The 24,473-nt window shown below is 68.4% G+C and carries 26 protein-coding genes; 12 read left to right on the top strand and 14 right to left on the bottom strand.

What is annotated here, in order from left to right; all coding sequences use genetic code 11:
* Positions 1-6: 6 nt before the first annotated feature.
* Both LYSCAS_RS05780 and LYSCAS_RS05775 read right to left on the bottom strand, forming a co-directional pair.
* A complete protein-coding gene (locus tag LYSCAS_RS05780) occupies positions 7-204 on the bottom strand; it encodes a hypothetical protein (protein WP_213436591.1) in 198 nt (65 codons plus the stop codon).
* A gap of 30 nt (positions 205-234) precedes the next feature.
* On the bottom strand, positions 235-570 hold the full coding sequence (locus tag LYSCAS_RS05775; RefSeq protein ID WP_213436589.1) for a DUF2782 domain-containing protein: 336 nt from the start codon (positions 568-570) through the stop codon (positions 235-237).
* Between the two features lie 99 nt (positions 571-669).
* Here LYSCAS_RS05775 and polA point away from each other — a divergent pair, with 99 nt between their 5' ends.
* Together polA and LYSCAS_RS05765 are read left to right on the top strand one after the other, a co-directional pair.
* Positions 670-3,450 (top strand): DNA polymerase I, encoded by a 2,781-nt coding sequence (gene polA, locus LYSCAS_RS05770; protein WP_213436587.1) that lies wholly within the window; start codon positions 670-672, stop codon positions 3,448-3,450.
* A gap of 300 nt (positions 3,451-3,750) precedes the next feature.
* Positions 3,751-4,230, top strand: a complete 480-nt coding sequence (locus tag LYSCAS_RS05765; protein WP_213436585.1) for a DUF421 domain-containing protein — start codon at positions 3,751-3,753, stop codon at positions 4,228-4,230.
* Here LYSCAS_RS05765 and hemF read toward each other — a convergent pair.
* The 4 genes from hemF to LYSCAS_RS05745 are packed head-to-tail and all read right to left on the bottom strand — an operon-like array spanning position 4,227 to position 8,308.
* Positions 4,227-5,159, bottom strand: a complete 933-nt coding sequence (gene hemF, locus LYSCAS_RS05760; protein ID WP_213436583.1) for an oxygen-dependent coproporphyrinogen oxidase — start codon at positions 5,157-5,159, stop codon at positions 4,227-4,229. The two genes, LYSCAS_RS05765 and hemF, sit on opposite strands and share 4 nt — an antisense overlap.
* 45 nt (positions 5,160-5,204) lie before the next feature.
* A complete protein-coding gene (locus tag LYSCAS_RS05755; protein WP_213436581.1) occupies positions 5,205-6,455 on the bottom strand; it encodes a heme biosynthesis protein HemY in 1,251 nt (416 codons plus the stop codon).
* Positions 6,452-7,432 carry a uroporphyrinogen-III C-methyltransferase gene (locus LYSCAS_RS05750; protein WP_244858681.1) on the bottom strand — a complete coding sequence of 327 codons (981 nt, stop codon included), beginning with the start codon at positions 7,430-7,432 and terminating at the stop codon, positions 6,452-6,454. The genes LYSCAS_RS05755 and LYSCAS_RS05750 overlap by 4 nt, the downstream gene beginning before the upstream one ends.
* Before the next feature lie 33 nt (positions 7,433-7,465).
* Positions 7,466-8,308 (bottom strand): uroporphyrinogen-III synthase, encoded by an 843-nt coding sequence (locus tag LYSCAS_RS05745; protein WP_244858680.1) that lies wholly within the window; start codon positions 8,306-8,308, stop codon positions 7,466-7,468.
* On the opposite strand from LYSCAS_RS05745, the gene LYSCAS_RS05740 reads away from it, so the two are divergent.
* The 5 genes from LYSCAS_RS05740 to LYSCAS_RS05720 all read left to right on the top strand — a co-directional run bounded on the left by LYSCAS_RS05740 (position 8,307) and on the right by LYSCAS_RS05720 (position 11,408).
* Complete coding sequence (locus LYSCAS_RS05740) at positions 8,307-8,771, top strand: YiiD C-terminal domain-containing protein (protein WP_213436579.1); 465 nt, start codon at positions 8,307-8,309, stop codon at positions 8,769-8,771. The two genes, LYSCAS_RS05745 and LYSCAS_RS05740, sit on opposite strands and share 2 nt — an antisense overlap.
* Positions 8,772-8,798: 27 nt before the next feature.
* Positions 8,799-9,233, top strand: a complete 435-nt coding sequence (locus LYSCAS_RS05735; protein ID WP_213436577.1) for a hypothetical protein — start codon at positions 8,799-8,801, stop codon at positions 9,231-9,233.
* A 76-nt stretch (positions 9,234-9,309) separates the two neighbouring features.
* Positions 9,310-9,744 (top strand): rhodanese-like domain-containing protein, encoded by a 435-nt coding sequence (locus LYSCAS_RS05730; RefSeq protein ID WP_213436575.1) that lies wholly within the window; start codon positions 9,310-9,312, stop codon positions 9,742-9,744.
* A 95-nt stretch (positions 9,745-9,839) separates the two neighbouring features.
* A complete protein-coding gene (secB, locus tag LYSCAS_RS05725) occupies positions 9,840-10,364 on the top strand; it encodes a protein-export chaperone SecB (RefSeq protein WP_213436573.1) in 525 nt (174 codons plus the stop codon).
* Between the two features lie 6 nt (positions 10,365-10,370).
* Positions 10,371-11,408 carry an NAD(P)H-dependent glycerol-3-phosphate dehydrogenase gene (locus LYSCAS_RS05720; protein WP_213436571.1) on the top strand — a complete coding sequence of 346 codons (1,038 nt, stop codon included), beginning with the start codon at positions 10,371-10,373 and terminating at the stop codon, positions 11,406-11,408.
* 51 nt (positions 11,409-11,459) lie between these two features.
* Here the strand turns inward: LYSCAS_RS05720 and LYSCAS_RS05715 are convergent, their stop codons facing one another.
* Entirely contained in the window at positions 11,460-12,071 is a 612-nt protein-coding gene (locus LYSCAS_RS05715) for an outer membrane beta-barrel protein (RefSeq protein ID WP_213436569.1), read from the bottom strand.
* Between the two features lie 205 nt (positions 12,072-12,276).
* Positions 12,277-12,834 carry a porin family protein gene (locus LYSCAS_RS05710; RefSeq protein ID WP_213436567.1) on the bottom strand — a complete coding sequence of 186 codons (558 nt, stop codon included), beginning with the start codon at positions 12,832-12,834 and terminating at the stop codon, positions 12,277-12,279.
* A 287-nt stretch (positions 12,835-13,121) separates the two neighbouring features.
* Here LYSCAS_RS05710 and LYSCAS_RS05705 point away from each other — a divergent pair, with 287 nt between their 5' ends.
* Together LYSCAS_RS05705 and LYSCAS_RS05700 are read left to right on the top strand one after the other, a co-directional pair.
* On the top strand, positions 13,122-15,386 hold the full coding sequence (locus LYSCAS_RS05705) for a carbohydrate binding family 9 domain-containing protein (protein ID WP_213436565.1): 2,265 nt from the start codon (positions 13,122-13,124) through the stop codon (positions 15,384-15,386).
* Positions 15,368-16,393 (top strand): TraB/GumN family protein, encoded by a 1,026-nt coding sequence (locus LYSCAS_RS05700; protein WP_213436563.1) that lies wholly within the window; start codon positions 15,368-15,370, stop codon positions 16,391-16,393. The genes LYSCAS_RS05705 and LYSCAS_RS05700 overlap by 19 nt, the downstream gene beginning before the upstream one ends.
* Positions 16,394-16,397: 4 nt before the next feature.
* On the opposite strand, the gene ubiE is transcribed toward LYSCAS_RS05700, so the two are convergent.
* A complete protein-coding gene (ubiE, locus tag LYSCAS_RS05695) occupies positions 16,398-17,159 on the bottom strand; it encodes a bifunctional demethylmenaquinone methyltransferase/2-methoxy-6-polyprenyl-1,4-benzoquinol methylase UbiE (RefSeq protein ID WP_213436561.1) in 762 nt (253 codons plus the stop codon).
* 78 nt (positions 17,160-17,237) lie between these two features.
* On the opposite strand from ubiE, the gene LYSCAS_RS05690 reads away from it, so the two are divergent.
* Positions 17,238-17,747 carry a cupin domain-containing protein gene (locus LYSCAS_RS05690; RefSeq protein ID WP_213436559.1) on the top strand — a complete coding sequence of 170 codons (510 nt, stop codon included), beginning with the start codon at positions 17,238-17,240 and terminating at the stop codon, positions 17,745-17,747.
* 1 nt (position 17,748) lies between these two features.
* On the opposite strand, the gene LYSCAS_RS05685 is transcribed toward LYSCAS_RS05690, so the two are convergent.
* From LYSCAS_RS05685 to hslV, 4 genes are read right to left on the bottom strand one after another with little or no spacing between them, the layout of a single operon-like run.
* Positions 17,749-18,219, bottom strand: a complete 471-nt coding sequence (locus LYSCAS_RS05685; protein WP_213436557.1) for a DUF2269 family protein — start codon at positions 18,217-18,219, stop codon at positions 17,749-17,751.
* A gap of 1 nt (position 18,220) precedes the next feature.
* Positions 18,221-19,519, bottom strand: a complete 1,299-nt coding sequence (locus LYSCAS_RS05680) for an SDR family oxidoreductase (protein WP_213436555.1) — start codon at positions 19,517-19,519, stop codon at positions 18,221-18,223.
* 37 nt (positions 19,520-19,556) lie between these two features.
* The gene (hslU, locus tag LYSCAS_RS05675; RefSeq protein ID WP_213436553.1) at positions 19,557-20,933 is read right to left on the bottom strand and encodes an ATP-dependent protease ATPase subunit HslU; all 1,377 of its coding nucleotides are present in this window, start codon (positions 20,931-20,933) and stop codon (positions 19,557-19,559) included.
* Positions 20,933-21,472, bottom strand: coding sequence for an ATP-dependent protease subunit HslV (hslV, locus tag LYSCAS_RS05670; protein WP_213436551.1), 540 nt, complete (start codon positions 21,470-21,472; stop codon positions 20,933-20,935). Before hslV ends, hslU begins: the two co-directional genes overlap by 1 nt.
* Before the next feature lie 194 nt (positions 21,473-21,666).
* On the opposite strand from hslV, the gene LYSCAS_RS05665 reads away from it, so the two are divergent.
* Positions 21,667-22,413 (top strand): M23 family metallopeptidase, encoded by a 747-nt coding sequence (locus LYSCAS_RS05665; protein ID WP_213436548.1) that lies wholly within the window; start codon positions 21,667-21,669, stop codon positions 22,411-22,413.
* 5 nt (positions 22,414-22,418) lie between these two features.
* Positions 22,419-23,582 carry an OmpA family protein gene (locus LYSCAS_RS05660; RefSeq protein WP_213436546.1) on the top strand — a complete coding sequence of 388 codons (1,164 nt, stop codon included), beginning with the start codon at positions 22,419-22,421 and terminating at the stop codon, positions 23,580-23,582.
* A gap of 5 nt (positions 23,583-23,587) precedes the next feature.
* Here LYSCAS_RS05660 and xerC read toward each other — a convergent pair whose 3' ends face one another.
* Complete coding sequence (xerC, locus tag LYSCAS_RS05655) at positions 23,588-24,457, bottom strand: tyrosine recombinase XerC (RefSeq protein ID WP_213436544.1); 870 nt, start codon at positions 24,455-24,457, stop codon at positions 23,588-23,590.
* Positions 24,458-24,473 lie beyond the last annotated feature (16 nt).

Genomic DNA, 24,473 nt, shown 5'->3' with positions numbered 1-24,473 from the left:
GGTCGCTTACGGTGCGTCGGCCACCGACGCCTGCAACGCGCTGGCGAGCGCGGCATCGCCGCTGACCAGCGCCGACCAGGCGAGCTCGAGGCCCTTGCGGCGTCCCTTTTCCACGAGCTTCAGGCCATCGGGACCGATGGTGAGCGTGTACACCTGGTCTCCGATCTGCAGTTCGCGGCGCATGGGTTTGTCGAGCTTGGTCATCGTGGTCCTCCGGGGGGAAGGCGGCGGGGGTCACCAGCCATAGAGCTTGAAGTAGACGGGCGCGTCGCGCGTGCCCTGGGGCGTGCGGTCCAGGCGGCCGTCGCCATCGGAATCGGTGAGGTAATACGTGGGGCCATGCGGCGGCACGATGCGGACCATCGAGATGGCGCCACCGACGCGGTACTCGGTGACGACGTCGCCGTTGGTTTCGGTCCGCGTGCTGGCCACGGCATCGGGCGGGATGGGAGGCCCACCGGCATCGGCCCCGCCATAGGTACTGCAGCCGGCGACGAGCGCGCCGGTGAAAACCGCGGCGATCGACAGCACGAGCGCGACTTGTCGCGCGGGGCGGGGAAACGCGTCCATCCGACACCTCCTGCCTGGCTCCATCCGGTCCGGATTATGCGCCCGGGATGTTGTGGCGACGTGGTCGGGGCGGGCGCGATGCGGGCGTAGAATCCCCGGATGCCAAGACTGGTCCTGATCGACGGGTCCTCGTACCTGTATCGCGCGTTCCACGCGCTTCCCCCTCTCACCAACAGCGCCGGCGAGCCCACGGGCGCCCTGTTCGGCGTCGTGAACATGCTGCGCGCCACGCTGGCCGAGCAGCCGGACTGCGCCGCCTTCGTCGTCGACGCGCCCGGCAAGACGTTCCGTGACGACCTCTATCCCGAATACAAGGCCAATCGCGCCGCGATGCCGGACGACCTGCGCGCGCAGATCGCGCCCATGTGCGAGATCGTGCAGGCGCTCGGCTTCCCCATCCTGCGCGTGGATGGCGTGGAAGCGGACGACGTGATCGGCACGCTCGCGCTGGAAGCCGCGCGCGACGGCGCGGACGTCACGATCTCCACCGGCGACAAGGACTTCGCGCAGCTGGTGCGCGTGCAGGGCGGCGGCCTCGGCGCGATCTCCCTCGTCAACACGATGAGCGGCAGCGTGCTCGACAACGACGGCAAGGTGTTCGACAAGTTCGGCGTGCACGCGCACCAGATCGTCGACATGCTCGCGCTGATGGGCGATGCGGTCGACAACGTGCCCGGCGTCGACAAGTGCGGCCCCAAGACGGCGGCGAAGTGGCTCGCCGAATACGGCTCGCTCGACGGCGTGATGGAAAACGCGGCGAAGATCGGCGGCAAGATCGGCGAGAACCTGCGCGCGGCGTTGCCGCGGCTGCCGCTGAATCGCGAACTGGTGACGATCAAGACCGACGTTGCGCTGGAATTGCCCGCAAAGGCGCTCAAGCTGCGCGCACGCGACGTCGATGCGCTGCGCGTGCTGTACGCCCGCTACGGGTTCAACGCGGCCTTGCGCGAACTCGACGGCACGCCCGCGCCCGCGGCGGCGCGCAAGACCTCGATGCGCGGCACCGAAGCTGGATACGCGCGCACGGGATCCGCGGCGCCCGACGGTGCGATCGATCCGAAGCTGTCGGAACCGGGCGAATACGAAACCATCCTCACGCGCGATCGCCTGGACGCGTGGATCGCGCAGGTGCAGGCCGCCGAGGCCTTCGCGTTCGATACGGAAACCGATTCGCTCGACGCGTTGTGCGCCAACCTGGTGGGCATCAGCCTGGCGGTGGAAGCCGGGCGCGCGTGCTACATCCCGCTCGGCCACACCTATCCGGGCGCGCCGGCGCAGTTGCCGCTCGCCGACACGCTGGATGCATTGCGTCCGCTGTTCGCGGACGCGAACAGGCGCAAGATCGGGCAGCACGGCAAGTACGACCTGCACGTCCTGCGTTGCCACGGCATGGACGTGCACGGTTACGCCGAGGACACGATGCTGGAAAGCTTCGTGTGGAACGCGGGCGCGAGCCGCCACGACATGGATTCGCTCGCCAAGCGCTACCTCGGCTACGACGCGGTCAAGTACGAAGACGTCGCGGGCAAGGGCGCCAAGCAGATCCTGTTCTCGCAGGTGTCGCTGGAAGACGGCACGCGCTACGCGGCGGAAGACGCCGACATCACCCTGCGCCTGCATTCGGTGCTGCGCCCGAAGGTGGCGTCGGAACCCACGCTCGATCGCGTCTATCGCGAAATCGAAATGCCGCTCGTGCCCGTGCTGGAGCGCGTGGAAGCCAACGGCGTGTTGGTCGACGTCGTGGAGCTCAAGCGCCAGTCCGCGGACCTCGGCAAGCGCATGCTCGACGCGCAGCAGCGCGCGACCGAACTCGCCGGCCGCACCTTCAGCCTGGACTCGCCGAAGCAGGTGGGCCAGTTGCTGTTCGAGGAATTGAAGCTGCCCGTGCAGGTGAAGACGCCGAGCGGCCAGCCCAGCGTCAACGAAGAAGCGCTGGAGGCCATCGCGGACATGCACGAGCTGCCGCGCATCATCCTGGAGTACCGCGGCCTGGCGAAGCTGCGCAGCACGTACACCGACAAGCTGCCGGACATGGTCAACCGCAACACCGGCCGCGTGCACACCAGCTACCACCAGGCGGGCGCCGCGACGGGCCGGTTGGCGTCCTCCGATCCCAACCTGCAGAACATCCCGATCCGCACCGAGGACGGCCGCCGCATCCGCCGCGCATTCATCGCCCCGGCGGGGCGCAGCATCGTGGCGTGCGACTACTCGCAGATCGAGTTGCGGATCATGGCGCACCTGTCGGAAGACGAGAACCTGCTGCGCGCATTCACCTCCGGCGCCGACATCCATCGCGCGACCGCGGCGGAAGTGTTCGGCAAGACCATCGAAGAGGTCTCCGGCAACGAGCGTCGCGCCGCGAAGGCGATCAATTTCGGCCTGATGTACGGTATGAGCGCATTCGGTTTAGCGCGCCAACTCGGCATCGGGCGCGGCGAAGCGCAGGACTACATCGCCTTGTATTTCTCGCGCTATCCGGGCGTGCGCGATTTCATGGAGCGCACGCGGCAGGAAGCGCGCGAGCGCGGCTTCGTCGAAACGGTGTTCGGGCGCCGGCTGCACCTGGAAAACATCGCCTCGCGCAACCAGGGCCTGCGCGCGGGCGCCGAACGCGCGGCGATCAACGCGCCGATGCAGGGGACTGCGGCGGATATCGTGAAGCGGGCGATGATCGAGATCGATCGCTGGCTCGCGGGCCTCGGCGGGCGCGCGCTGATGATCCTGCAGGTGCACGACGAACTCGTGTTCGACGTGGAGGACGGATTCGTGGACGATCTGGTCGATGGCGCGAAGGCGCGCATGGCCGCCGCCGCCGACTTGCGCGTGCCCCTCGTGGTCGATGCAGGCAAGGGCGCCAATTGGGATGAAGCCCACTGATGAGTCGCGGTTTGTGAGGGCGCTCCGGGCGCGATGAATTCATCCTGAATCCAACGAGTTCTTAACTGAAATCTTCACGAACCATCCATGCTTCGGGTGGTCTCATAGCCCGCGTCAGATGCAAGGTCTGACGCAGATCATCTCCCTCCCCTGGAGTGATCCCGAAGCGAAGACTCCTCCCCAAGTCCCGCTTCCCAGCCCCGCCGGTCTCCCCCTGGCCTGCGGGGCTTTTTATTGCCTTCGTTTTCATGCCCACGCGTTAAAGTCGCGCCACGCGGCCACGCAGCCTTGGGGAACCCGATGACCGACCTGTTCGACCTCGCCATGCCGTGGTGGGAATTCATCCTGCGCGCCGTGGTGGTCTACGTCGTGCTGCTGGCGATGATCCGGATCTCGGGCAAGCGGACGATGGGCCAGTTCACGCCCTTCGACGTCCTGCTGATCGTGCTGCTCGGCAACGCGGTGCAGAACTCGCTGCTCGGCGAGGACACCTCGCTGATGGGCGGGCTGTTCCTGGCGGCGATCCTGATCAGCCTGAATTGGCTCGTGGGCTACGTCAGTTCCCGCAGCCGGCGCGCCGAACGGCTGATCGAAGGCGAGCCCGTCCTGCTGGCGCGCGACGGCAAGCTGTTCAAGCGGGTCCTGCGCCGCGAACTCGTCAGCGAGAACGACTTCGACGAAGCCCTGCGCCAGAACGGCGAGCTGACGATGGAAGACGTCGCCTTCGCGCTGCTCGAGACCGACGGCCGGATCAGCGTGGTGCCGAAGAAGAAGGACTAGCCTTCGGCCAGCCAGTCGCGCGGGCGCAGGTAATCCGCCAGGCGCGCTTCCGGGCTGCCCGGTTCCGGCGCAAAGCCGTATTCCCAGCGCACCAGCGGCGGCAGGCTCATCAGGATGGATTCGGTGCGCCCGCCGCTCTGCAGGCCGAACAGCGTGCCGCGATCCAGCACCAGGTTGAATTCCACGTAGCGCCCGCGGCGATACAGCTGGAAGTCGCGCTCGCGTTCGCCCCAGGGCGTGTCGCGGCGGCGCTCGACGATCGGCAGGTAGGCGTCGAGGAACCCGTCGCCCACCGCGCGCATATAGGCGAAGTCGCGTTCGAAATCCTCGTGCAGGTCGTCGAAGAACAACCCGCCGACGCCGCGCGTCTCGTCCCGGTGCTTCAGGAAGAAGTACTCGTCGCACCAGCGCTTGTGCGCCGCGTACCGCGCTTCGCCGCCGAACGGCTCGCACAGCGCGCGTGCCGTCGCGTGCCAATGCCGCACGTCCTCGTCGACGGGATAGAACGGCGTGAGGTCGAAGCCGCCGCCGAACCACCACGCCACCGTCTTCCCGTCGCGCTGCGCCCGGAAGTGCCGCACGTTCGCATGCGTGGTGGGGATGTGCGGATTGCGCGGATGGAAGACGAGCGACATGCCGACAGCGCGCCAGGTGGCGCCGGCCAGTTCGGGGCGCGCGGCGGTCGCCGAGGGCGGGAGCTTCGATCCGGAGACATCGGAGAACCCGATGCCCGCCTGCTCGAACACCGCCCCGTCGCGCAGGATCCGCGTGCGCCCGCCGCCGCCTTCCGCGCGCTGCCAGCGGTCCTCGACGAAACGCGCGCCGCCGTCGGCGTGTTCGATCGCCGCGCAGATGCGGTCCTGCAGGTCGGTCAGGTAATCGCGGACGCGGGCAAAGCCAGCGTCGTCTTCGGTCGTCGCGTCGGTCATGCGCGGCATTCTAGCGAGGGTGCCGCGTGCGGCCCGCCGCCCCGGTCATTCGCGGAGGCGGGGCAGGCCGTGTTCGTCGCGGACCTCGATGGCGGCCTCGTCCACGATCTGTTGGCGCAGGTCGCGGTTGGGCAGCGGCTGGGGCGCTTCACCGCGCGTGGCGCGCAGCGCGTTGGCGTAGCAGCGGCGCGCGGTCTCGGGATCGCCCGCGGCGGCGTAACCCTCGCCGAGCGCTTCCCACGCCTGCGCCCCGCCCCCCTGGGCCACCGCGCGGTGCAGCGTGCCTTCCGCCACCGGCCACGGCGCGCTGGCGCGCTGGACTTGCGCGAGGGCGAGCAGGGCGGCGGGAGATTCCGGATGCGCCTGCAACCAGCGTTCGATCTGCGCGCGCCGCGCATCGGGCGTCGTCGTCGGCAACTTGCCGTACATCGCGACGAGGCCTTCGTCCCAGCGCGTCGCCAATGCCTGTTCGAGATTGCGTGCGGCCGCATCGTCCCAGCGCATCGCCGACGCGCGCGTGGCGTAGGCGCCGACGACCGACGGCTCCGATTGCAGCGGCTTGGGCAGGCTGTCCCAGCGATCGGCGAGCGCGTTGGCATCGGCCGATTCCGCCAGCGACGCCGCGGCCCAGCGCGCCTGCAGCGCATCGAGCGCCGCGGTGGGGAGCGCCTGCTGCTGGCGCAACGCACCGAGCATCCCGTAGGCCTCGTGGGAACGTCCCAGCGCCGCCAATGCATTCGCGCGGAGCACGAGGCCACGCGGCGGCAGGGGTTGCGCCGCGGGTGCGTCGAGCAACGCGAGCGTCGCCGCGGCATCGCCCGCGGCCCACGTGCGCTCGGCGCGCGCCAGCGCCGACGCGACCGGATAACGATCGCCCAATAACTCCAGCTGCCGGCTCGCCGCCGCCACATCGCCGCGCGCTTCCGCCGCCTGCGCCGCGGCCACGCGCGCCACCGGCGCCGAGGCGTCGCGCTCGGCCGCCATGTCGAGCAGCTTTTCCGCGCGCGACCAATGTCCCTGGTGCAACGCCGACATCCCGTCGACCAAACGCGCGCGCGCCTGCCTGCGTTTGAAACCCCGCCACCCGCGGAAGGGCAGCGCCAGCACCGTCCACGCCAACCACAATCCCAACAGCCCCGCGACGACCAGCAACAACGCGACGACCAGCGTGCTGCGGTAGTCGTGCCCGTGGAAGCGCACCAGCACCAGGCCCGGATCCTCCACCAGCCGCTGCGCCACCAGCGCACCGACCAGCGCGAGCACGAGCAGGAACAACAGGTTCCGGAACAGGTTCATGGCGCCTCCGTGCGGGCGCGCATCGCGCGCAATTGCGTGAGCGAACTGCCGAGCACCGGCGACCGCAACGCCAGCGACTGCGCGCGCAGCGCCTGCAACGCGCGACGTTGCGCACGCAGCGCATCGGTGTCCGGCCACAACCGCGGCAGCCACGCATCGGCGCGGCCGAGCGACGCACGCCACGTGGGCAGGTCGCGACGTTCCAGCGCGGCGCGCGCCAGCGTGAACTCGATGGCGAGCGCTTCCATGCCCGCGCTGCGATCGCTCGTCGCGCGCAGTTGCGCACGATCGCTCGGCTGGACGTCGATCAGGCGCGACGCGACGCGTTCCCACCACGAACGCTGCGACGCCTCGCGCGCATCGCGCACGAGCGGCAACGTGGGCAGGCGCGTTTCGATCGCATCGAGCTTCGCGGCCGCGGCGTGCGCCGGATCCACGCCGACGGCTTCCAGCGCCGCGCGCTCCTGCGCGAGCGTCTGGCGCAGGCTGAGGTACGCCGGATCGTCGATACCGTCGAGCATGCCCGAGGCCAACGCATACGCGCGGCGCGCACCGTCGAGGTCCGATGCGATGTCCAGGCGATTGCGCGCCATCGACAACAGCATCTCGACTTCATCCAGGCGCAGCGCCTGCGCGCCATGGCGATCGGGATCGGCGAGCTTCGACACGCTGTCTTCCAGCAGCGCCGCGCGCTGGCCGACGCCGAGCAGTTCGTCGCGCAGCACGCGGTTCGTCGCATCGGCCTGTTGCAGGCGACCGGCCTGCGCGCGCTGTTCGCGGCGCAAGGATTCCATGCGCGCTTCCAGCGCTTCGACGCGCTGTTGCGCATCGATTTCCATCGCGCGCGCGGCGGATTGGCGCTGCGTCCAGGCGTGCCAGCCCCATGCGGCGGCCAGCGCGAACAACAGCAGCACCAGCCACGCGAGCGGGGCGCGGCGGCGCGAGGGGAGGGCAGGCGATGCGTCGGGTTCGATCACGGTGTCGCCGATGACGCGGGGGGTGCGCAGATGCTACCGGATGGACCGTCGTGGGCCGCCATCACGCGCCGCGGCGACCAGCTCGGCCGGGCGCACGCCGGCCGCGATCCGCACGCGCCGGAAGCCGAGGGCCCGCGCCTCGTCCGCGAGCCGCGCGCTGCCGGCCGCGACGTCCCAGTCGAGCACCCGCGCCCGGAGATCGACCGGCGCGTGCTCGACCAACCCGCGCAGCGCATCGACGCTGCTCATCGCGATGCACGGCCGCGACGCCAGCGTGCGCAACGCAGTCCAGGCGCGCGGCGAAGGGGCGATCGGCACGCGGGCGTACACATCGGCACGCGCAAGCTTCGCGCCGCGCGCCTGCAGGCCGGGTGCCAGACGATCGCGCCCGCCGGGCGCGGTCACCAATCCCACCGTGCGGCCGGCGACATCCCGCAGCGCCGGCAGTGCCAGCACGCCTTCGCTGTCCGCGCGCGCCGGCACCACCACCTCGGACAGCCCGGCACGCCGCAACGCCGCGGCCGTTCCCGCACCGATCGCGCACACGACTTGTCCGCGCCGCGGCCGCAGCGGCGACAACATCGCCGCGCACCGCACGGCATTCGGACTGGTGAACACGACGACCGGCGCCGCCAGCGCTGCACGCAACGCTGCGCGCGTCGCCTTGTCGTTCCGCGGTGCGATGCGTGTCGTCGACACCGCGATGCATTGCGCGCCCGCATTCGCCGCCGCACGGCGCAACGCGCCATGCTGGCCGACCGGCCGCAGGGAGATCACGTACCATGCCGCGGTCCCGCGTTGGGTGTTCGGACGCATGGCGCGCAGCTTGTGGCGTGCCGCCCCGCGCCGCAACCGCTCATCGATGCGCACCGCCATGACCGATTCCCTCGCCGATCGCCTCGCCCACCTCGACGCCCACTACCAGGGCATGCCCCCGGTGGCGGCGATGGCGGTGTCGATCCACCACTTCGACGAAGAACGCCTCTCGCTCCTCGCCCCGCTGGATCGCAACGTCAACGACAAGGGCTGCGCGTTCGGCGGCAGCCTGTCGTCCCTGATGACGCTCGCCTGCTGGGGCCTCGCGACGATGCGCATCCAGGGCGCGGGCATGGAAGCCGACGTCTTCGTCGCCGACAGCCAGGTGCGCTACCTCGCGCCGCTGTACGCCGACCTGGACGCCGAAGCGCACGCCGCGCCCGACAGCGACTGGCAGGTGTTCCTGTCCACCCTCGCCGACCGCGGTCGCGCCCGCATCGAACTGCTGGCCCGCGTCCGCCTCCCCGACGGCGCCGACGCAGCGACACTGCGCGCACGTTTCGTCGCCTTCCGAAAAGGCTAGGATTCGCCGTCGCCCGAGGAGAACGGCATGTCGAACCGCAATGCAACGCTGCGCACCTGGTCCGGCGCTTTCGTGCTGGCGCTGTGCGTCCTGCTCGCCGGCTGCGCCGCCGACATCAAGCGCAACTCCATCGACCGCGTGCAGTACGCCTATTCCGCCGCCATCCGCTGGGGCGATTTCGAAGGCGCATGGCAGCTGGCCGACCCCGAATACCGCAAGGCCCACCCGATGACCGACCTGGAACTGGAGCGCTACAACCAGATCCAGGTCACCGCGTACCACGACCTCGCCTCGCAGACCCTGCCCGACGGCGACATCGTCCGCGAGGTCGAGATCAACCTGGTCAACCGCCACACCCTCGTGGAGCGCACCACGCGCTACACCGAGCGCTGGCGCTTCGACCCGGTCGCCGGGACCTGGTGGCTGGTCGGCGGCCTGCCGGATTTCTGGCAGGGCGGCTGACTGCCCGGAAGGGCCTTTTGCGCGCAGCAGCCGGGCGGGCGACAATCCCCGCCCGTTTCAAAGCAGTCCCCCACACGTGAATTTCGAAACCCTGCTGGATTTCGCCGGCCGCCACGCCATGCTCTCGATGGCCCTGGTGGGCCTGACCATCGCGCTCATCTACATGGAAGTCGCGCGCCTGTTCCGCAGCTACAAGGCGCTGCGCCCGGCTGCGCTGACCGCGCTGATCAACCGCGAGAACGCGCTGGTGGTGGACCTGTCCTCGACGGCGGAATTCGAGAAGGGCCACATCCCCGGCAGCAAGAACGTGCAGCCGAGCCAGTTCGATCCCGAGAACAAGCAGCTCGCCAACGCGAAGTCGCTGCCGGTCGTCGCGGTGTGCCGCACCGGCCAGGCGTCGGCGGCGGCGGCCAAGCGGCTGAAGCAGGCCGGCTTCGAGCAGGTGTACTGGCTGGACGGCGGCATCGCCGCCTGGCAACAGGCCGACCTGCCGCTCGTCAAAGGCCGCTGATCCGCCCTTGATTCACACACCGCGCGCCACCCGGGACGCCCCGGGTCGCGTGCCATAATCGCCCTCTTTTCCAAGCTTTCCGGAGTTGCAGCACCATGGCCGACGACATCATCAACGACACCACCCCGGCCCCGGCCGGCGCGACGTTCACCGTCGAAAAGATCTACGTCAAGGACGTGTCCTTCGAAGCGCCCGGCGCGCCGCAGGTGTTCAACGAGCAGGGCGCGCCCGAGCTGCAGATGAACCTCAACCAGAAGGTGCAGCGCCTGAGCGAAAGCGCGTTCGAAGTCATCCTCGGCATCACGCTCACCTGCAACGTCGCGGGCAAGACCGCGTACCTGGCCGAAGTGCAGCAGGCCGGCGTGTTCACGCTGGCGGGCTTCGAAGACGCCGGCATCGACGCGATGCTCGGCACGCAGTGCCCCAACCTGCTGTACCCGTACGCCGCCGCCAACGTGTCGCAGCTGATCCAGTCCGGTGGTTTCCCGCCGTTCTTCATGCAGCCGATCAACTTCGACGGCCTGTACGCCGAAAACCTGCGCCAGCGCGCCGCGCAGCAGGCGGGCGCCCTGTCGGGCGGCACCGACCTGGGCGGCACGGAGACGGTCGGGAACGCCTGACCGCCCATGGCGACCGCAGACCCGGCGCAACTGCCCGCCATCGCGGTCCTCGGCGCGGGCTCCTGGGGCACCGCGCTGGCCGCGCTGATCGCGCGGCACGGGCATCGCACGGTGTTGTGGGGCCGCGACGCGCAAGCGGTCGCGGCCATCGACGCCACGCACGAAAACGCACGCTACCTGCCCGGCATCGCATTGCCGGCGTCGTTGCGCGCCACGCACGACCTCGGCGATGCCTTGCGGCATTGCGACCTCGTGCTGGTCGTCGTGCCTTCGCACGCCTTCGCTGAAACGCTGCGTTCGCTCGCGCCGCACCGGCCCGCGCACGCGGGCGTGGCGTGGGCGACGAAGGGTTTCGAACCGGGCTCCGGGCGTTTCCTGCACGAAGTCGCGAACGAAGTCCTCGGCGACGGCGTGCCGCTCGCCGTCGTCACCGGGCCGTCGTTCGCGAAGGAAGTCGCGCAGGGATTGCCCACCGCGCTCACCGTGCACGGCGCCGATCCCGACTTCGCGCAACAAGTGGCCGACGCATTGCACGGCCCCGCATTCCGCGCCTACACGGGCGACGACATGCTGGGCGCCGAACTCGGCGGTGCGATGAAGAACGTGCTCGCGGTGGCCACCGGTGTCGCCGATGGCATGCAACTCGGCCTCAATGCGCGCGCGGGCATGATCACGCGCGGGCTCAACGAAATGCTGCGCCTGAACGCCGCGATCGGCGGCAAGGCGGAAACGCTGATGGGCCTCGCGGGCCTGGGCGACCTGGTGCTCACGTGCACCGGCGACCTGTCGCGCAATCGCCGGCTGGGCCTCGCGCTCGGGCGCGGGCAGAGCATCGAGGACGCCGTGCGCGAGATCGGGCAGGTCGTCGAATCGATCCAGACCGCGGACGAAGTGATCCGCCAGGCGGACCGGCACGGCATCGAACTGCCGATCTCCAGCGCGGTGCGTGCGGTGTTGCACGGCGAAATCACGCCGGCGGAGGGACTGCAGCGCCTGTTGTCGCGCGACCAGAAACCCGAATATCCCGACGGCCTGTTCGGCTGACGAAAAAAAAGCCCGGCATGCCGGGCTTTTTCTTTCATCGGGACGACGCGATCAGAAGTTCGCGCGCAGGCCGATCGAGTACATCTTGTTGCCGTTGCCGACTTCGGCATCGGCGACCGCGCTGAACATCGGGGTGAACTTCACTTCCACGCCGAAGCTCGGGGTGAACTCGCTCTTGAAGTCCGAACCGTCGGTGTAGTTCACCTTGAAGGTGCCGTTGACGTGTTCGTTGAACGCGCCGCGGAAACCGGCCGAAGCGCGGTAGCCGTCAGCGTGGTCGTCGGCGCTCACGCCGAGCAGCGACACGTCGACGCCCTGGCGCAGCCAGCTCAGCTCGACGATCGCGTCGGCATTGTCGGCGACCGACTTGTGCCAGCCGAAGCCGAGCTGCGTTTCGTCGAGGTCGATGTCGATGAAGTCGTTGTTGCTGGTCTTGTTGTACGCACCGAACACGTGGAACTGGTCGGCGATTTCGTACGAGCCCTTGACGCCCCAGCCCTTGAAATCGATGTCGGTGTTCATGTCCACGTCCATGTTGCGGGCAACGTAGTCGCCTTCGACGTAGGTGTAGCTGATGCCGTTGGTGTTGGCGGTGTTCTCGGCGGCAGAGGCGCCGAAGGAGGCGGCGGCCAAAACGGCGGCCGCGAGAAGCGTCTTCTTCATTTAGGTACTAAATCCTTGATTTGATTGGAACCGTCTTTTAGGCGGCGGGCGCACGGTAACAAAAAGTTCACAAGAACAAACATGCCCTTCGGCCTAGTGCCGGAACTCCGTTCAGCGTGCGCAAAAAAAGAACCCGGCCGAAGCCGGGTTCCGTTCGCGACCCCGCAGGGGGGAGGGAGCAGTGTCGCGAATCCCGTGGGTGCGATTACCAGCTCAGGCGCGGGCCGACGAACCACTGCGTGTCGCCGCTGACGAACTTGACGTCGCCGGCGATGCCCCAGTTCTGGTTGAACTTCACCTGCGTGCCGAGCTTGGCGTAGAACTCGCCGTTGCTGTGTTCCAGGTCGCCGTAGCCCGCGCCCGCATAGCCTTCGAGCATCGGCGTCAGTGCGGCGCGCACGCCGACTTCGGCGGTGTAGCCATCGTGCTTCTGCGACATGCCGCCGAAGTCGACCGATTGGTAGGCGACCTGCGAAACGAGGTCCACCTTCTGCGACAGCGTGTGGTTGTAGCCGACGCCCAGGTGCCACTGGTCGAAATCGGCGCCGTAGATGTTGTCCACGTTCTGGTCGGTGTAACCGCCGAAGACATGGAAGCTGGGGTGGAAGGCCCACGAACCATTGACCGCCCAACCATCGGCGTCGCCGCCGGTGTCGGTCTTCATGTAACCGCCTTCCACGTAGTTGTAGGAAATGCCGTCGGCGGCGGACGCAGCGAACGGCACGGCAGCAAGCAGCATCAGGGCAAGCAGGGAACGCTTCATTCGGAACCTCTTTTTTGTGGGGACTCGGCGCGAAGCGTCGAGCGGCGGCGATTCTGCGCAAGGGCACGCAACACGTGATGAACCTCACCAACGCGCTGTGCGGAACTTTCGAAACCCCTGCAGGTCGGTGGCGCTCGCTGCTCTCGGCACGTGGCGCGATGACACCACGCAGCCCCCGCGCCTCCCATGCGCCCTTGAGGCGAGAAAGTTCGTACCGGAACGCAAGCCATCCCGGCACCCGACTTCCGGCACGTTCGCATTGACGCCTGCATCGCCATCCTCCGCGCATGCCTCCGAATTCCCTGAAGGGCGCGCGCCTGCTCGCCCTGTTCATCGCGGTCGTGCCCGCGTTTTCGTCCACCGCCCTCGCCCAGGCCGCGTCCGCGCCGGCGGGCACGCCGCCCGTGGGCGAGAAAGTCGTGCGCGCGATCCCGCGCGTTGCCACGGACATCGTCGTGGACGGCGTGCTGGACGACGCCGCCTGGGCGCAGGCCGCGACCATCGACCTGCCGTTCGAGGTGACGCCCAACGACAACACGCCCGCGCCGGTGAAAACGACGGTGCGCGTCGCGTACACCACCGACGCGCTGGTCATCGCCTTCCACGCCGAGGATCCGGATCCGTCGAAAGTGCGCGCGTTCCTGCGCGATCGCGATTCGCTGTACAGCGACGACTTCGTCGGCGTGATGCTGGATACGTTCGACGACCAGCGCCGCGCGTACGAATTCTTCGTCAACCCGCTGGGCGTGCAGGCCGACCTGATCAAGGAAGAAGCCACCGGCAACGAAGACGACAGCTGGGACGGCCTGTGGACCAGCGCCGCGCGCATCACGGACCAGGGCTACGACGCCGAGATCCGCATCCCCTTCGCCACGCTGCGCTTCCGCGACACCGACGACGTGCGCCGCTGGGGCGCGACGTTCCTGCGCATCCGCCCGCGCGACTTCCGCTACCAGTACTTCAGCAATCGCGTCGAACGCGGTTCGCGCTGCCTGACCTGCACCTTCGACAAGGTGGAAGGCTTCGAAGGCGTGAAGCAGGGCAGGAACCTCGAAATCACGCCGACGCTGACGATCATCGACGCCGAAGAACGCGATCGCCCGAACGGCGAATGGCATGGCGACGGCACCAGCTTCGAACCCGGCGTCGACGTGGCGTGGGCGCCGAGCCCCAACCTCACGCTCAACGGCACGATCAATCCCGACTTCTCGCAGGTTGAAACCGACCAGGCGCAGCTCGACCTCAACACGAGTTTCGCGTTGTTCTTCCCGGAGAAGCGCCCGTTCTTCCTCGAAGGCGCGGATTACTTCACCACGCCGCTGCAGGTGCTCTACACGCGCCAGATCGCCGATCCAGACTACGGCGTGCGCGTCACCGGGCGCAACGGATCGCAGGCCTACGGCGTGATCGCCGCGCAGGACGCGACGACGCAGTTGCTGGTGCCGGGCGTGCTCGGTTCGTCGTTCCGGTTCCTCGACCAGGAAGCCACCGACTTCGTCGGCCGCTATCGCTACGACCTCGACGCGCACACCAGCATCGGCGCCGTGGCCACGTACCGCGGCGGCGACGATTACCACAATGCCGTCGGCGGCGTGGATGCGCGTTACCAGAAGGACGAACACACGCTGCGCGGCCAGTGGCTGCGCAGCGAATCCGAATATCCCGACGGCCACGCGCTACCCGACACCGCACCGAAGGGCGACGCGCTGTACCTCAACTACAGCTACGGCAACCGCACGTGGCGCGGCAACGCGACTCACGTGGCGATCGATCCGGGCTTCCGGTCGGACCTGGGCTTCATCACGCAGGTCGGATACGACAAGTCGACGATCGGCGGCGGCCACACGTGGTTCCTGCCGAAGGGCAGCACCGTCAGCCGCATCGAGTTCAACGGCGACTGGGACATCACGCATCGCTACGACGGCCAGCTGCTGGAACGCGAAGTCGAGGGCTACCTGTCCGCGCGCGCGTCGCGCCAGGGCTACTACGAACTCGGTGGCGGTTCGCGCGTGCGCTTCTGGAACGACCAGCTGTTCGACGAGGATTTCTGGTCGTTCTATTTCGAAGTGACGCCGTGGCCGTCGCTGAAGGTGGGCGGCACGTACGAAGGCGGCGATCGCCTCGACCTGGTCGCTTCGCGCGAAGGGCGCGTGTTCGAGATCGAACCGTTCGTGGAAGTCGACATCGGCCGCGGCATCAACCTCAACCTCAACTACACGCAGCAGCGCCTGCGTCGCGACGGCGGCACCGCGTTCGATGCGCGCGTCGTCGACGGCCGCGTGAGCTGGCAGTTCGATCCGCGCCAGCGCCTGCGCCTGTCGGTGCAGGGCAGCCAGGTCGATCGCAACCAAGGCCTGTACACCGTGCGCGTGCCGCAGCGCGGGCGCGACGTCGCGGGCCAGTTGCTGTATTCGTACAAGCTCAACCCGCGCAGCGCGTTGTACGCGGGCTATTCCGAAGGCGGTTACTCGGACGACGAGATCCGCGACATCTTCGACAATTCCCGCAGTCTCTTCTTCAAGGTGAGCTACGCATGGCAACCCGGCGCGTGAAGTGGATCGTGTGGTGCGGCTTGCTCGCCAGCGTCTCCGCCGGCGCGCAGGGGCAACACGCGCCCGTCGCCGCGCCGGCACCCGCCGCGCTGCCCGCCGTCACCGTGCGCGCGTTGCCGCAGGCGGTGCCGGTGTGGGAGTTCGAGCGCAACGGCAAGACGCTGCGCATCCTCGGCACGCTTTCGCCCGCGCTGCCCGACAAGCAATTGCCTAAGGAAGCGATCACGCGCGAAGTCGCGCGCGCGCAGGCCGTGCTGACGCCGATCGGATTGCGCATCACCGCCAACCCCGGCTTGTTCCAGATGGCGCTGATGCTGCCCGGCATGCGCAAGGTGGACTACAACCCCGACGACAAGACGCTGGCGGACATCCTGCCGCCCGCCGACCTCGCGCGCTGGAATGCGCTGCGCGATGCGTTCCTGAAAGGCGATCGCAACGCGGACCGCTTCCGCCCCGTGGTGGCGTCCGACAAGTTGTTCGAAGCGGCGGCGAAGCGCACCGGCCTCACCGCGTCGCACACCATCGAACGCGCCGTGTTCGACATCGCCAAGGATCGCGACATCCCGATCGAAAGCGCCGCCTATAACCTCACGCTCGACAAGCCGCGCGAAGCGCTGAAGGCGTACAACGCCAGCACCATGGATGACGTGGCGTGCCTGCGCATGGTGATGGGCCGCGTCGAGCGCGAATTGCCCACGCTGGCCGATCGCGCGGACGCGTGGGCCGTCGGCGATCTCGAAACGCTGCGCACGTTGCCGGTGCAGGACCACTTCCTCACCTGCATGAAGCCGTGGCTGGACAGCGCGGTGGCGAAGTTCGTGGACCTGAAGGACGTGGAAGCGAAGGTCGACGACACCTGGCACGCGATGGTGCTGAAGTCGCTGGCGAAGCACGATCGCGTGCTGGCGCTCGTGCCGATCGATCGCATGCTGGACAACACGGCGCTCGCCGATCGCCTGGCGCGCGAGGGGTTCAAGCTCGTGTCGGCGCCGACGCCGGCGCCCTGATCGATCAGACCTTGTAGCCGGTGTGGATCGCGACGATCCCGCCGTTGAGGTTCTTGTAGGACGTGCGCACGAAGCCCGCGGTGTCCATCATCGCTTTCAGCTGGTCCTGCGGCGGATGCTTGCGGATGGATTCGGCGAGGTACTGGTAGCTCGACGCATCCTGCGCGAACAACTGCCCGAGCTTCGGCAACACCTTGAACGAGTGGAAGTCGTAGAGCGGCTTGAACCACTGCGCCTGCACTTCGGAAAACTCGAGCACGCGCGCCTGGCCGCCGACCTTCAGCACGCGGTGCATCTCGCGCAGCGCGGCGTCCTTGTCGGTCACGTTGCGCAGGCCGAAGGCGATGGTGACGAGATCGAAGCTCGCGTCGGGGAACGGCAGCGACTCGGCATTGCATTGCACGTACGACAGGCCGCGCACGCTGCCGCGGTCGATCATGCGGTCGCGGCCCACGCGCAGCATCGCGCCGTTGATGTCGCCCAGCACCACTTCGCCCGCGTCGCCGACGCGATCGCGCAGCAACGCGGCGATGTCGCCGGTGCCACCGGCGAGGTCCAGCACGCGATCGCCAGGCGCGACTTGCGCAGTGCCGACGAAGTAGCGCTTCCACGCGCGGTGGATGCCGAGCGACATGAGGTCGTTCATCAGGTCGTACTTGCCGGCCACCGACGAGAACACCTCACCGACGAGCTTCTGCTTCTCGCCGGTGGGGACTTCGCGGAAGCCGAAGTGGGTGGTGCCGCGCGAATCGCTGGGTTCGTTCATGCGGCGGATTATCGCCCGCGGCCGGTCGTCTGCGCGTGCTGCGTTGATCCGCACACCCCACCCCGGAGGAGGAACGCCGTGAAACCGTCGATGCTCTTCACCGCCGCGCTGGTGCCGGCGCTCGCCCTGGCCCAGTCCACGCCCCCCGAGCCGCCGCCGCCCGACAAGCCCGCGATGGCCGACGCCGCCAACACGCACGCGATGGTCCATGCCGCCGACACCAAGTGGGGCCCGGCGCCGCCGGCCCTGCCGAAGGGCACGCAGGCCGCCGTGCTCTACGGCGACCCCGGCAAGGCCGGGCCGTTCACGATCCGCCTGAAATTCCCGGCCGGCGGCAAGGTGCCGCGTCACTGGCATCCCACGGATGAGCAGGTCACGGTGATCGAAGGCGACTTCGCCCTGTCGATGGGCGAGGGCGCGAACGTGCATGACGGCGCCTTCGTCGCCGGCGACTACGTCAACCTGCCCGCGAAGATGCAGCACGCCGCGTCGACGAAGGGCGGCGCTGTCGTGCAGGTGGTCTCGACTGGACCGTTCCAGATCACCTACGTCGATCCGAAGGACGATCCGCGCAACGCCAAGCCCTGAGTCAGCCCACCGGCTTGGCGATCATCAACCAGAAGATCGCCATGACCGACGCGAACGCAGGCCATCCCAGCCAGAACCACCACCGCATCGCGCGGTGGTAGGCCGGCGGCAGCGGCGCGTCGTGTTGCGCGGCGTGCCGCGCGAGATCGCGCGCGCGCACCTGCAACCACAACACCGGCAACCAGCACGCGCCGACCAACACGAACAGGAACAGGGCGCTGCGCACCCAGTACACCGACAGCGGCATGCCCAGCGCATGCGCGAGCCACAGGCCGCTCGCGAGTTGCACGACGACGGCGGGCGCGGTGAAGCACGCGTCGGCGATGACCACCGTGCGTGCGGTGTCGGCGATGGCCTTCGCATCGCCGCGCCGGTGCGCCATCCAGAAGAAGAACGCGATGCCGAGGCCCGTGCCGAAGAGCAGCGTGGACGACAGCACGTGGATCCATTTCACGAGCAGGTAGGCCGTCATGTCATCTCCGGTCCGCCAGCACCCACGCGACCGCGAGCGCAGGCAGGACGACAAGGTTCTTCGCGAGGCCGCCCAGCGGTTCGAGCCACAGCGCGGGCAGGGCGATGCCGAACACGAGCGTGTAAGCGAGCACGCTGAGCCCCATCAACCCGAGGGCGAGGCGCGGCCGCCAGCCGATCGCGAGCCAGGCCGCGAGGATCAAGTCGAGCCACGCACTCGCGCGCGCCAGCGAGACGGCGTCGCCCAGCCACGACCCCGACGCCATCGCATGGAGCTGTGCGTCGGTGGCGCGCAATCCCGCGATCCCCGACAGCACCCACAGCGCGATGATCGACGCGCGCAATGTGGGCGCCAGGAAATACAACTGCGCCTGCCAGCGATCCTGCACCTGGCTGGCCGCGCCCGCGAGCACGACATCGAGCGCGCGCGGCGCCACGCCGAAAGCATCGCGCACGTGTGCATGCGCATCCGGCTGCGTGACGTTCCCGCGCCGGAGCATGCGCCACATGGTCTCGCCCACCGGCCCGCGGCCGAGGCGTTCCCACAACCAGACCTGCGCGCTGACCAGGCCCCCGGGAACATGCACTTCGCGCGTGCCGGGAATGCGCAACCAGCGACGCCACGTCGCCTGGTAATCGGCGAGCCGCATCGGAACAGGGCCGCCGACTTCGAAGACACCTCGCACGGTGTTGCCTGCCGCCGCGACGACAAGTTCGGCGAGATCGTCCATCGCCACCGGTTGGATCGCCCATTCGCCACGCCCGGGCAACCATTGCGCGCCGGGGAAGGCGGCCAGCGCGCGCAGCAACGACGTCCCGCCATACGAACCCGCCGCTGCATACACGATGGACGGTCGCAGCACGACGGCATCGAGCGGCAACGCCAGCAATGCGTCATCGAAGGCGTGTTTCGACGCGATGAACGCGCCGTCTTCCGGCGCCCCCAGCGCGGACACCTGCACGAAGCGCCGCACGCCGCACGCGACGCAGGCTTCCGCGAGCGCCAACGGCCCGCGCACGTGCAAGGCATCGAAGGTCTGCGGCCCGGCTTCGCGCAGGATGCCGGCCGCGTTGACCACGATATCGACGCCGGCCAGCACCGGCACCCAATCTTCCGGGCGCGTCATGGTGGCGAGGTCGATGGGGCGTTCGTCCGCGGCGGGTGCGCGACCGCTGACCCGCACGCCGAGCACCACGCCGAACCCCGCGCGCCGCAGCGCCGCGGCCACGTGGCCACCCAGGAATCCATTGGCGCCGATCACCAGGACGGTGCGGCGCGGGCCCGCTTCGGGAAAGGACATGCGCGAACGCTAGCAGCGATCGCGCAGGTTGCGAAGCTCAGAGGATGTAACGCGACAGGTCCGGGTCGAGCACCAGTTCGCCCAAGTGCTGGTCCACGTAGGCGCGGTCGATCGTCAGCGACGTGCCGTCCTTGTCCGGCGCCTCGAAGCTCAGCGTGTCCAGCAAGCGCTCCAGCACGGTGTGCAGGCGGCGCGCGCCGATATTTTCCTGGCGATCGTTCACCTGTTCGGCGATGTCGGCCAGGCGCTCGATGGCATCGTCGGAGAACGTCAGTGCCACGCCTTCCGTCTTCAGCAGCTCCACGTACTGGCGCGTCAGCGCGGCGCGCGGTTCGGTCAGGATGCGCACGAAGTCGTTCTTGCTCAGCGCCGACAACTCGACGCGGATCGGGAAGCGGCCCTGCATTTCCGGAATGAGATCGCTCGGCTTGGCCAGGTGGAACGCACCGGAGGCGATGAACAGGATGTGGTCCGTCTTCACCGGCCCGTACTTGGTGCTCACCGTCGAACCTTCGACCAGCGGCAGCAGGTCGCGCTGCACGCCTTCGCGCGAGACATCCGCGCCGTAGCCTTCCGAACGCTTGGCCACCTTGTCGATCTCGTCGATGAAGACGATGCCGTGCTGTTCGCACGCGTCGATCGCGGCGGCGCGCACATCGTCTTCGTTGACCAGCTTGCCGGCTTCCTCTTCGATCAGCAGCGGGCGCGCGGCCTTGATGGTCAGGCGCTTGGCGTGCGTCTTGCCGCCCGCCACCTGCGAGAACATCTGGCGGAGCTGCTGGCCCATTTCCTCCATGCCGGGCGGCGCCATGATGTCGACGCCGACGTTCACCGCGACTTCCAGTTCGATCTCGCGCTCGTCCAGCGCACCGGAACGCAGCTGCTTGCGCAGCTTGGCGCGCGTGGCATTTTCTTCCGGCGAGACTTCCTCGGCGTGCTCGTCGTTGGTGAACCCGAACACCGTGGCGACCTGGCGCTTCGGCAGCAGCGCGGACAGCAGGCGGTCTTCCGCGCGCTCTTCGGCCTGCGTGCGCACGCGCTGCTTGGCCTGTTCGCGATACATCTTCACCGCGGTGTCGGCCAGGTCGCGCACGATCTGTTCGACGTCCTTGCCCACGTAGCCGACTTCGGTGAAGCGCGTGGCTTCCACTTTCACGAAGGGCGCGTTGGCGAGCGTCGCCAGGCGGCGCGCGATCTCGGTCTTGCCGACGCCCGTGGGACCGATCATCAGGATGTTCTTCGGCATCACTTCATCGCGCAGGTCGGGCTCCAGCTGCATGCGGCGCCAGCGATTGCGCAGCGCGATGGCGACGGCGCGCTTGGCGGCCTGCTGGCCGATGATGTGGCGGTCGAGTTCCTGCACGATCTCGCGCGGCGTCATGGTGGAGGAGGTGTGCGCAGCGAGGTTGTTCATCAGAGTTCTTCCACCACGATGTTGCGGTTCGTGTAGATGCACACGTCGCCGGCGATGTTGAGCGATTCGGTGACGATGGATTTCGCGTCCAGCGTCGTGTGGCCGACCAGCGCGCGCGCCGCGGACAGCGCGTAGGGGCCGCCGGAACCGATCGCGATGATCCCGTCCTCGGGCTCGATGACATCGCCGGTGCCGGAGATGATCAGCGAGGTTTCCTTGTCGGCCACGGCCAGCAGCGCTTCGAGCTTCCCGAGGCGACGCTCGGTGCGCCAGTCCTTGGCCAATTCCACCGCGGCGCGGGTGAGTTGCCCGTGTTTTTCGAGTTTCGATTCGAACAGTTCGAACAACGTGAACGCGTCGGCGGCCGCGCCTGCAAAACCGGCGAGCACCTGGCCGTCGCGCCCCAGGCGGCGCACCTTGCGGGCGTTCGCCTTCATCACAGTGTTGCCGAGCGTGACCTGGCCATCGCCACCGACGGCGACCTTGCCGTCGCGGCGGACGGACACGATCGTGGTGGCGTGGAAGCGGGTGGGGTCCATGGGGGGTGGGCTCCAGTGGGGGTCTGCCTGAGTTGGGGACGGGCGCGAGGGGATCAAGCGGCCACGGTCGCTTGCGCCCAGGCCTGGGTAGGGACGATTCCGATATCCGCGACGGAAAAATTGACGAAAAGCCGCCAACCGCTCGGCGTAAATTCCGCGAGGCAGGCCGGGACGGGTCCCGCAAACTTTTTCGCATGCCCACTTCCACGCCCTTGCGCCATCCCTGGCGCAGCATTGCTGCGGCCGCGCTCCTGCTCGGCGGCTGCATTGCAACTGCCGTCGCCGCGCCTCCCGGTGAAGACGACGCCCGCGCGCTGCCCGACAAGGCCGCGTCGGGCGGCCTTGTCCCGGGTGCAAAGCCGGTGGTCGATCTCGTGCAATCCCTGCTGGCGATGCCGCTCGAAGTTGCGCGCGTGACTTCAGGTTTCGCGATGCGTCGCCACCCGATCAAGAAGCATCGCCACCATCACGCCGGCGTGGACTTCGCCGCGCGACACGGCGCGCCGGTCCGCACGGTGGGCGATGGCGTGGTGGCGTTCGCGGGCACGCAGTCCGGCTACGGCAACGTCATCTACATCGAGCATGGTCTTGGTGGTCGCACCACCGTGTACGCGCACCTGGATCGCATCGACGTGCGCAAGGGCCAGCACCTCAGGCAGGGCGACACGATCGGCACGGTCGGCAGCACGGGCCTGGCCACCGGCCCGCACCTGCATTTCGAAGTGCGCGAAGGCGGCAAGCCGATCGATCCGATGTCGCTGGCCTACGAGGCCGTGATGGATCCGCGCACGCCGATGCCGCAAGCACACGACGCAATGGCGCAAGCGCTGCCCGACACACACGCAATGTCGGCGCAATGCGTCGGCCTGCTGCAGAAGGCCTCGCTCGAGGCCCTGGATTCCGACGAACTCGATCTCTTGAGACAGGGGTGTATCCGATGAAAACGATGTCCGTGAATTACGTATTCGCACTGCTGGTCATGCTGTTGTTGTCCGCGTGCGCGACGAAACCCGTTGCACCCGCGACACCGCTGCCCTTTCCGCAAGCCGTGACACAGGCGACCGATGCCCTCATGGCGCAAGCCCAGTCCGGCCCCGCGTTCCTGTCGTTCGGATCGCGCGGGGTCGTCCACGACCCGACGCTGGACGCAGAAAGCGGCCAGCAGACCGGCGTGACGCGCCAGCTCGACACCGCCATCGCCGCGCACATCGGTGCGCGCTACAAGCAATTCGACGTGCTGCCGTTCCGCTCGGCCAACCTCGCTCGCGCGGATTACCTGCTCACCAGCACGATGGCACGCGCCGCGCACGCCAGCGGCCCCGCGTTGCGCTTGGAACTCGCGCTCGTCGAACTGAAGACCGGCACCGTCGTCGCGCAGACCTCGATCCTCGCGCAGGACGCAGCCCTCGACCACGCCCCGCTGCCGTACTACCGCGACAGCCCGGTGCTGGTGAAGGACCAGGTCATCGAAGGCTACGTGCGCACCGCGTCCACGCCGCGCGGGCAACGCGGCGACGCGTACTACCTCGATCGCATCGCGACCGCCACGCAGGTGGAAGAAGCCACCGACCTCTACAACCAGGCGCGCTATCGCGAAGCGCTGGGCGAATACCGCAGCGCGCTCGCGGCCCCGGCGGGCGAACAGCTCCGCGTGCTCAACGGCATCTACCTGGCGACGGCGAAGCTGGGCCGCGCGGAAGAAGCGGAACAGGCCTTCGGCCGCGTGGTCGCCATGGGCATCGCGTATCGCCAGCTCAGCGTGAAGTTCCTCTTCAGCCCGGGCACCACGCAGTTCTGGATCGATCCGCGCATCAACAGCCCGTATCCGATGTGGTTGCGCCAGATCGCGCGCGAAAGCACCGAGGCGAAGGTGTGCATGGACATCGTCGGCCACACCAGCCGCACCGGGAAGGCGTCGGTCAACGACGCGCTGTCTTTGCGTCGCGCGAAGGACATCCAGCGCCGCCTGGTCGCCGAGTCGCGCGAGCTCGCCGCGCGCACGCACGTCAGCGGCATGGGATCGCGGCACAACCTCATCGGCAGCGGGACCGACGATGCCATCGACGTGCTGGACCGCCGCGTCGAGTTCCGCATCGTTCCCTGCAAGTAACGGGCTTACTTCTTCCGCTTCGCCCGCGGATGCGCCCCGTCGTACACCTTCGCCAGGTGCTGGAAATCCAGGTGCGTGTAGATCTGCGTCGTCGAGATGTCTGCGTGGCCGAGCAGTTCCTGGACGCCACGCAGGTCACCCGAAGACTCCAGCACGTGGCTCGCGAAACTATGTCGCAGCAGATGCGGGTGCACGCGCTTGAACAACCCTTGTCGCTGCGCGAGCGTGCGCAACCGTGCCTGCACGCCGCGCGGCGACATCCCGCCGTTGCGGCCGGGGAAGACATGCGTGTCGCCATCCGCGCGTTGATCCGCCTTCCACTCGGACAACGCCGTGCGCGCGAATGAGCCCACCGGCACGCTGCGCTGCTTGTTGCCCTTGCCGAGCACGGTGACGAGCCCGACGGTCAGATCGAGGTCGCGCCAGCGCAACGCGCACAGTTCCGACAGGCGCAGGCCGGACGAATAGAACAGCTCCAGCAACGCGCGATCGCGCAGCCCGAGCGGCGCATCGGTCGGTACTTCGACCAGCGCCTTCGCTTCGTCCGGATCCAGCACCTGCGGCAACTTGCGCGGCGCCTTCGGCGCACGGATCGGTTGCGCGGGATTCGCCTGGATGCGCCCATGCTTCAGCAACCAGCGATAGAAACTCCGGCACGCCGACAACCGCCGCTGCAAACTCTTCGGCGACAGCCCGCGGCGATGCTCGCTCGCGATGAACGCGCGCAATTGTTCCGTGTGCAGGGTCTGGACCTCCGCGCCCTGCGCGTCCGCCCACGCCTTCAGTCCATCGAGGTCGCGGCGATACCCGTCCAGCGTGTGCGGCGACATGCGCCGCTCCACTTGCAGGTGCGCGAGGTAGTCGTCGATCGACATGGCGGCGTGCGCCGCG

It is taken from the genome of Noviluteimonas caseinilytica (assembly GCF_018406605.1).
GTDB classification, from domain to species: Bacteria; Pseudomonadota; Gammaproteobacteria; order Xanthomonadales; family Xanthomonadaceae; genus Noviluteimonas; species Noviluteimonas caseinilytica.
Note: the sequence above shows the minus strand (reverse complement) of the source record. Positions and strands in the feature narration are given on the sequence as shown.